Origin of the sequence: Snuella sedimenti (assembly GCF_016428595.1) — a bacterium.
GTDB classification, from domain to species: Bacteria; Bacteroidota; Bacteroidia; order Flavobacteriales; family Flavobacteriaceae; genus Snuella; species Snuella sedimenti.
Genome location: NZ_JAELVQ010000013.1, coordinates 106,252 through 115,473, shown reverse-complemented (window position 1 = coordinate 115,473; position 9,222 = coordinate 106,252). Strand labels below are relative to the sequence as shown.

At 35.0% G+C, this 9,222-nt stretch carries 2 protein-coding genes and 2 pseudogenes; 2 read left to right on the top strand and 2 right to left on the bottom strand.

Translation table 11 applies throughout. From position 1 onward, the window contains the following. Positions 1–144: 144 nt before the first annotated feature. Both JF259_RS11115 and JF259_RS17620 read left to right on the top strand, forming a co-directional pair. A pseudogene (locus tag JF259_RS11115) lies at positions 145–540 on the top strand (DUF4138 domain-containing protein); the annotation flags it as partial. 744 nt (positions 541–1,284) lie between these two features. Further along, a pseudogene (locus tag JF259_RS17620) lies at positions 1,285–1,425 on the top strand (IS3-like element ISLbl1 family transposase); the annotation flags it as partial. Positions 1,426–1,507: 82 nt separating this feature from the next. Here the strand turns inward: JF259_RS17620 and JF259_RS11110 are convergent. Further along, the gene (locus JF259_RS11110; protein WP_199115401.1) at positions 1,508–5,062 is read right to left on the bottom strand and encodes an alpha-L-fucosidase; all 3,555 of its coding nucleotides are present in this window, start codon (positions 5,060–5,062) and stop codon (positions 1,508–1,510) included. A 10-nt stretch (positions 5,063–5,072) separates the two neighbouring features. Beyond that, a complete protein-coding gene (locus tag JF259_RS11105; RefSeq protein ID WP_199115400.1) occupies positions 5,073–9,071 on the bottom strand; it encodes a hybrid sensor histidine kinase/response regulator transcription factor in 3,999 nt (1,332 codons plus the stop codon). Between the last annotated feature and the right edge of the window lie 151 nt (positions 9,072–9,222).

Sequence of the window (9,222 nt, the reverse complement as noted above, 5' to 3'; positions counted from 1 at the left end):
AACTCTTTTAAAATCTTGGCTATTTGCTGCGGACTGAATTTACTTTTTCTCATAATTACTGTTTAAAGTTAATATTTTTTTACACTTTTAAACAGTTCGGTTTTAAGGGGAGCTTACAATAGGGCGCATTATCAAAAGTTCTGTGCCTATCTTTTGAGATCTGATAAAGGTAACCTGGTTACTAAACGAAAGAAAGGAATAAAACTACGATTGGAGAAAATGGTTTACAATCGTTCAGAATTATACCTGGTCTTAATTATCCAAAACAACTCGGGTATTGATTTTGAAATTGACTATCTGGATGTTTTTAAAGTTAACGGTAACTCAGGACGTAAAGCATCATTTCAAAAACTTTGGATGGAAGTTCTCTATAAACAAGATTGGCCATCTAAAGTTAAGGACGGGCAATCGAAGCGGTTTGTATATGTGTTGCCTAAATTTGTGTTGGGAGTTAATGAAAGGTTGCAACTTGAGCTGAGGGAGATGAAAGGGAGTAGGAGGTTGGTATTAATAAAAAAAACTTTTCATGGGGGGAACTAAGTGTTCTTCGATTTTTTTTTTTTCATTTTTAGTAGTGTTAAAGTAGTTAAGGATGGACATAGAGTGTTGTTTTTATTTTAGTTCATATTATTAATAATTGGGTTTTCAATTCTATTTTTTATTAAATCAGACGACATCCCGATTTCTTTTGTAAGAATTGTAGCCTTCCCTAAAAAATGTAGACTATCCCATTTTGATAGAACCTTTTTCAAGGCATTTCCTTTTCTTTGATTCGGATATACATATGTATTAGGCTTCATCAAAATTAAAGGGAAATGTTTGTTGGTTTCGAGATAGTTATAAATTTGTGTAACCTAAATTATTTAGGAACATTATTATATTTTGTAACTTTTTTAAACTTCTATTGACTTATTTAATATGAGTAATGCGTTAATGTTTTCAATTATTTTATTGGTTGTTTGCTGTTATGCTACTTTAGGTACTTTTCTTAACTGGGAATCTTGTAAAAAACCTTCACGCAAAAACGAACCTTTTACATTATTCGATAAAACTCTTGGAATAGTACTTACTTTAATAGCTCTAACATTCTTTATTTATTCTTTATGTTTTATGTAATTCAACGTGTTCCACATAGACCATCTAATTCCAGTCCTTTAGATTTTCCTGATTCTATCTTAATCATTGGGTTTATATTGTTAATAATTTTAGGCTTTTGGCTCTATAGTAAATGGTATTTCAGAAAAAAATAAGATTCTTACAGGTTTTCTATGCGGTGTTTTGTTAAAATTTAGGTCAGAAGCTGAGTTATCTATATTCCAAAGGATTGAAACTTGGTATAATAAAAGAAGAATACACTCTACTTTAGGGTATAAAACTATTAACAAATTTGAATTAGAAATGTATAACCAAAATGTAGCAGCTTAAATCTCGCAATTAATTGTCCACTTTTTTATTGGAAGTCCAGTTACAGATTTGCCTTTTAAATATACTATACGATGGAGCTAATTTATATAATTCCTTTCTTTAGTTCAATTTTAATTACTTGATAAGTGCCAAAATCAAGTTTGTTCTTTTCTCGAGAAAAGCTATAACCATTTTTTTCTTTTTTTATGTCAATTTTATTGCCTGAGGATAAGTTTGTTGCTTGCTTTATTCTCTCGTTGTAAAACAATAAAATTTCATCACTCAACATATTTGGTAATACATGTAAATATAGGGCGTGGCTATCTTTAGTAATGGGAACATTAGCCCACTCTTTAGGGGCAGGGAGCAATACTTTTCCAAATAAGCCCTCTCTATTTGGGACAATCCATTTGGCCAATTGTGCCATATTTTTGTAAAACCCTTCGGGGGGAACACCATCACCGGAGGGACCTATGTTAATAAGGAAATTACCTCCTAAACTTCTGGCCAAAACCAATTTGTCAAGAGCTTCTTTTGCACCGAAACGTAATGGGGAGTAGCCCCAAGAACCGCACCAAGAGGTAGTAAATTCCCACCATTTATTTATGCCTTCCTCAGGCTCTTTCCATTCAACTGTGGCAAAATCGCCTTTACCTGTCCCTTCTTCTTTTGCATCGGGACTACGCATTTTATACCATCGGTCATTTACTACAATACCAGGTTGTTGGGTTCTTATCCAATTAAATAGACCCTCTGTATAAGCTTCCTTTTCTTTTCCCGGCCAATAAAAACCATCAAACCATAACACGTCTATGGAGCCATAATTCGTCAATAATTCTTTTAACTGTCCAATAGTATATGCCCACCAATTGTTATATTTCATCGAGTCAATTTCAGGATCCACTAAAGGAAATTTATTTCGAGTTCTAAAATTAAAATTCTGGTCTGTTAATGGATAGTTTGGAAAATACCAGTCTCGTTGTGAAAAATAAAAGCCCACTTTTAAGCCGTATTTACGACAAGCCTCCACATAAGGTTTTAATAAATCGGTATCGGGTACATGGGTGCTAATGTTGTAATTTCCATATTTAGAGGGCCACAACGCAAAACCATCATGATGTTTTGCCGTTAGTACCACATAGCTCATACCGGCTTGTTTTGCGGCTTTGCAAATCTTGTCTGGATCCCAATCGGTTGGATGGAAGTTTTCGGCCAGGGCAAAGTACTCTTCAGGATTGGCATATTTTTCTTCATAGCCATACGGATAATTTTTTATCATGGCCCAAGATGGTTGTGAGCCTTGTGTGCTATGCGGCCCCCAGTGCATAAACAACCCAAAATGGCCTTCACCAAACCATTGGGCTCCTGTATTGGGATTGGGAAAAACAGTGGCTTTGCTGTCTTCCGAAATGGCCTTTACAATGGTGTTGATTACGGGGTCTTTTACTTGGTAAGCCAATTGCCTTTCTTGCATTTTTTCCCACTCGTGCCTATTGCTTTCATTTATACTAACCCTTAACCCATTTCGCTTTCTTATGCTTTTTATGTTTTTGGTTTCATAAAGCCCTATTCTATGGAATGGTATTTCTTTAAAACCGGGTAGTTTTTTGTAGACTTCTGAATTTGAACTCAGATTGAAATTTTGAATGTCCCAATCTGCAAAAGAAATGTCGTGGTCTGTCTGCCAGTTAGTTTCTTTATAGTCTAGCCATTCTTTTTTTCCATCCAATAGTTGTTCAATATCAACAAAAACATTATTTTCTACCACGTTGCGTTTAGGGAGAGCAGGGTTTTCAAAGTATGTGACGATTTCGGGATATCTAACACTATAGGGAGGGGCTTTAAAGTTAACAGCCTTTAATCGTTGTTCAAATAACCCGTCTTTGTCCAATAGAGCTTTGGACCAGTTTTGCAGACGATTGTCCACATGTATGCCAATCTTATTGCCAATAAACATATTATTTCTATAGACATTATCGGATCCGCCACCTAAAAGTGCATTCCATTTGCCTGCTTTATAAAAAACATTGCCAAATACGGTCATGCCACAGGCTCCGTCATCGTGATAAACGGCACAGGTGTTATAATGGTCCGGTATGTTTTCAAAATAATTGTATCGAATTATATTACCACGTTCGGCAGGGTTGCGTCCGTAATAAATGGCGCCTTGATCCTCAACTTCAAGGCAAACATCATGAATATAATTGTACTCAATTATATTGTCGTTGCCAAACATAAGGTAAATGGCCATACTTGGGGCATTATATATTTCACAATGCCTTACCATATTTCCCACACCAGTTAAGTAGACAGCTGGACGATACGATTTTTCTATGCGGTTTACATCGTGGAATACGCAATTTTCAATACTATTATTACCTTTTTCCAGTGTTTTTAGGTTGCCGCCGCCAAGTATAACACCTCCAGCGCCTAGGTCGTAAAACTCACATCCGATGATCTTATTGTTTTTACCGCCTTCACGATACTGGGTTGGATTGGCATAAATGTGCTGTTGCAGACTGCCAACAATACCAGATATTACTTTTCCCGTACCCTCATGTCTGTACTTGTCAAACGGTTCTACGCCCTTGCCAACCATAATGCCTATGCTGCCAAGGTTTCTAAAAGCACAATCCTTAATGGTTGCATTGTTGGTGTTGTCCATAGCAATGCCCAATCCTCTTGAGCATTCAAATTGAATGCCTTCTATGACTATATGGGTTGTGTTCTGAATGATAAAAAAGGGATCTTCGAGTATTGAAAACTCAAGCGATTCAATGTCATCTTCTTCTAAAATAAACTGGAGTATCCCTTCTTTACGGTTAACATAATACTCTCTGGGAGTATCTAGTTCCGCCAGTATGTTAACACCATACCATTGTCGCCACGGTTTACTGTCGCCATAGCCATACAAAGTGGCAGATGCTGTTTTAAGGGTCTGTGTTTTTGTATCTACAGATGCTATTTTTACCATATCATCGGCATACCCCCACATGAAATAACCAGACATCCATGCATCTGCTTCGTTAGCCCATTTATCGATTCGAGCGTCATTATACTTAATTACACCACCCCGATTTGAATAGTCGTCGTTCCTTGGTACCGAGCCTTTATCCAATACCTCGCCCATAGGAACCATACCTTGGTTCGGCCAACGGGAAAGGTGTAGGGGCTTCTTGTTAACAAAGGGTTCTCCCCAAGCAGAACCGTAAGGACGGGCAAACCCAACATTGCGTAAAGCACCGTAGTTTTTAATACCTACATGTTTTAAATTGACACTGTAGTGATTTTTAAAAGTACTTTTATTACTTTTTGTAATGAATTTTGACGGAATTGCTATACCGCCCGAAAATATGACCTGTTCGGACTGATAGGGCTGAATGTGGATATTGGAAAGGGTTTCATTGATTTTTACTGTATTTTGAAAATAGTAGATACCAGCCCTTAAATAAACTTTGGCTATGGAAGAGTTACCTTTTTGCCTGTCATCTTTTATTTGTTTTAACGCGCGTTCCAACGTGGCAAATGGGGCTGATTTTGTGCCACTGTATAAATCGTTTCCAGATGTGGAAACAAAATAGTGCACTTCTTCCGTTTTAAAGGAAGATAGTGAAATAATCAGTATTGCTAATACATATAGTTTTAAAAACCGCTTCATAAACTCTTAATTAATTTTGGTTAATGTTTTTCTTTTCGTTGATGTAATCACTTGGAGACATGCCAAATTCAGCCTTAAAGCATTTGGTGAAATATGAGGGATTGTTAAATCCAACTTTGTAAACAACCTCACTTATGGAGTACCTGCCCTCTGCAATAAGCTTTGCGGCTTTGTTTAACCTCACTTTTCTTATAAAATGGTTAATGGAAAGTCCAGAGAGTGCCTTAATTTTTCTATAGAGTTGGTCTTGGCTCATGTTAACAATATCGATTAGACTTTGTACCGAGAAATCGGACTCTGAGATATGCTTTTCAATTTGTGCCACAATATTGTCTAAAATTTCTTTGTCTATAGATGATGGCATAGCATCTCCTGAGAAACTATCTGAAATCAAAAATTTCTTTTTGAGTTTTTCCCTTGATAGTATAATCTTTTCAATACGAATTAATAGTAGGTTACTGTTAAAGGGTTTTTCGATATAGGCATCTGCCCCTTTTTCAAACCCTTCAATTCTTGATTCTGGTGAGTTTTTTGCCGTTAAAAGAATGATGGGGATATGGGAGGTTGTAATATGATTTTTTAATTGACCACATAGTTCAAAGCCATCCATATTGTCCATCATCACATCACTTATAATAAGGTCTGGGATTTTCTTGATTGCTACATCCAAGCCTGATGCCCCATTATTTGCTGTTAACACATTGTAGTTCTTCTTTAAAATGTCTTTGAGATAATTTAATATTTCAGGATTGTCGTCTATTATGAGGATAGAGTTCTTTTTATCTAGTGTTGATGTGCTGTTTATTAATGTGGGTGAAGTTGTTTGTAAATCTATTATGGGAGGATTGACGTGTTCTTTATAGGATGAAGTATCCAAAACGGGAAAGGACACTGTGAATTTAGTACCAGAGTCGAGGTTGCTGGTTACCTGGATACCGCCATTGTGCGCCTCAATATAGCTTTTTACCAAAGCCATTCCTATTCCGGATCCCGATGAAAAATTATTGAGTTTGGAGGTGTAAAATCTAGTGAAAATATGGTTGATCTCATCTGGATGGATGCCTATACCGGAATCTTGAATGCCAATAATGATTTTTTCTTTTTCTTTAAAGGATTCTATAAGAATGTGTCCGTATTTGGGAGTGAACTTGATGGCGTTGGAAATTAAGTTGAAGAGAATGGATTCCAATTTTACGGGATCGGCCACCAAGGTCAATTTGTCTTCCTGTAAGTTCAGTTCAAAATCAATGGACTTATTTTGGGCCAGTTCATTAAATTGATAGAAGGTGTTCTGTAAAAAAAGATTAAGATTTATTTGTTTTTTGTTGATGTTTAGGTTTTTGGTTTCTACTTTTCTAAAATCCAGAATTTGGTTTACCAGATTTAAAAGCATTTTTGAATTTTTTAAAACACGTTGTAGCTTTGTGTATACCTCATGGTCAAGTTTTGGATTGGACACAACTTCTTCAATAGGCCCAATAATTAAGGTTAAGGGTGTTCTAATATCGTGGGAAACATTTGTGAAAAACGAAATTTTTTGATTGTATAGATTGTTTTCCTGTTCGTGCTTGATCTTTTCGATTTTAAGTTCCTGTTTAATTCTAATGCGTTCCCTAATAAATTTGAAGATAATATAACCACTACCTAAAAATAAAATGGAATAAATTAGTTTTGTCCAAAAGTTAAACCACCAAGGTTCTTGTTTTACGATAACAAGTTCCCTAATTTTCGAATTCCATGCTTTGTTTTCGATTGTAGTTTGGGCTTGAAATATGTAGTTGCCCGATGGAAGGTTTGAATAGGAAACGCTGGCCGATTTATTATTGGTTTCGTTCCAAAACGCATCAAAGTCCTTAATCCTATATCGAATTTTACTTTGTTGGTTTTTATCATAGGAAATATTACTAATATTGAAGGAGAATGTTTGCGCAAAATAGGGTAATATTATTGTGTCTGAGTAATTGAGGCGTTTGTTTAAAATGGTTGTTTTCCATGCAAGTTTATTTGGTAGTATATCTTGATCCAATACTTTTAAATTGTTAAAGAAAATATTTGGAGTAGGTTTTTGTGTTTGGTTAATTTGTGGATCAGCTATTAATAGTCCATCATCTGATGCCGCTAAAACCAAATTTTCTTTCTCAAGAAAAAGGAGGTCATAAAAACTATACCCCTTAATAATTGGTTCAACCACTAAACTTTCCCTGTTTATTTTAAATAAACCTTCGTAGGTACTTACCCAAAAATTCCCTTGTTTGTCCTTACATAAGGCTGTTGCCACTTTTTCTTGCAGTTGTGGCAACCTATGCGCTTTTCCGTCATTGGTTATCATGCCAAGTCCATTACGACAAAGTAGCCACAGGGTTGAGTCTTCTGCCATATAAATACTTTCGGGGCTTATTTTGTCATTATTGTCGGTAAAATGCTCAAAGTGTTTTCTATTAATTATTTCTCCATTCCCATCAAACGTAATCTCGAAAATCCCTTTTTTTAGTGAGCCCACATATAACCTATTGTTTGCAGTGTCTGGATATAGACATCTAACATCAATTTTATCTAAAGAACTGTTTGATAGGGGTATTGGTTTCGGTTTTTTTTCTTTTTGTGAAAGTACCATTAAGCCATTGTTGTAGCTCCCTATCCAAAGCTTGCCTAACGGGCCTTTAGAAATGGCATATATCCTATCACTCTTTAGTAATTCGAAATCATATCTATCAGTTATAAATTTGTGGGTTTTGGTATTGTAAACCCAAATACCATTTCCCCAGGTTCCAATAAATAACAAATTCGAAATTGAATCAAAATAAAGCGTGCTTATTGAATTTATGGATGCCGTTTTCAGAATTGATTCAAATTTTTCCTCTATGTTATTATATGTTGCCAAACCGTTACCATGCGTTCCTATATAAATTTCATTATTAGGGGTTTTCTCCAGAGACCATAATACATTTGAAAACAGGTTGTTTTCGTTTTTTTTATCGTACACAAACCTGAATTTAGATTCATTAAGATCCAGCATGTTCAATCCACCTAGCCATGTGCCTATCCATAAGTGGTTGGACTTATCTACAAACGTTTCCAAAATATAATTTGAGTTGATGCTACTACGCTTATTTTCAGAATACGTATAGTTACTGAGGACATTTCCATTTGGGCTAAGTTTAAAAAGGCCGTTGCCTTCTGTGCCTGCCCATATAATGCCATTGTGAACAGTAAGGGAACGAATAATGATTTGGGGCAATATCCAAGGTTTAATATGGCTGTTGTTTGATTGGTATTCTAAAAATCGATCTATTTTAAAAAGCCCATTGTCAGTTCCAATTAATAAGGTGTTATCAACATAATTTACCCTATATATTTTGGTGGCACTTTCTAAATATATATAGGGAAGTAAAATAATTTTTTCATTTCTGTTTTTGATATGTATTAATTCGGGAGCGTTTGAAGTTATCAGGATTTCGTTATCAAATGAATAAATATCATTTATTTGGGAAGACATTTTGGCTACCTCTGTTACTTTTATTTTTGAATTGTTATCTTGATTGAGGTTTATTTGGTCCATTTTTATAGTGAAAACGCTTCCATTACTACATCCGACCCAAACAACGCCTTTATTGTCTAAAGTAAGGGCAGTTGCAGTAAAAGGTTCGAGAATATCATAGCTTAAGTTTAATCTGTTTAAGGTTTCGTTATATTTATTATATAAGAACAGGCCTTTTTGAGCAATACCAATTAGTATGTATCCTTTTTTTAAAAAGAGTAAAGAAGTAATGTGATTCCTAACGTCTTTAGATTCAAAAGGTTTTATGGGTTTAAAACTATTTCCATATAAAACATCTAAGCTTTCATTTGTACCGGCATAAATAAGATCTTCATCATCCGTTATTAAGTGGTCAACGCTTTTAAATGATAAGCCCTCCTTAATACCATAATTTATGAATTGGGCATTTGTTAACGTTACGTTAATTGTAAAAACCAATATTAATAAAACACGGATGGGATAGCGTGACATACAATGTTTTTTTGGTCTAAATTACATTATTATAAGCTATTATCAGATGAAATCTGAAAATATGCTATTAAATCCAGAATTTGTTATAGTGCTATTAAACTGTGCTAGATAATCCAGAATTTGTTTTAATGTTAGGGCTAAGAAAACCTTA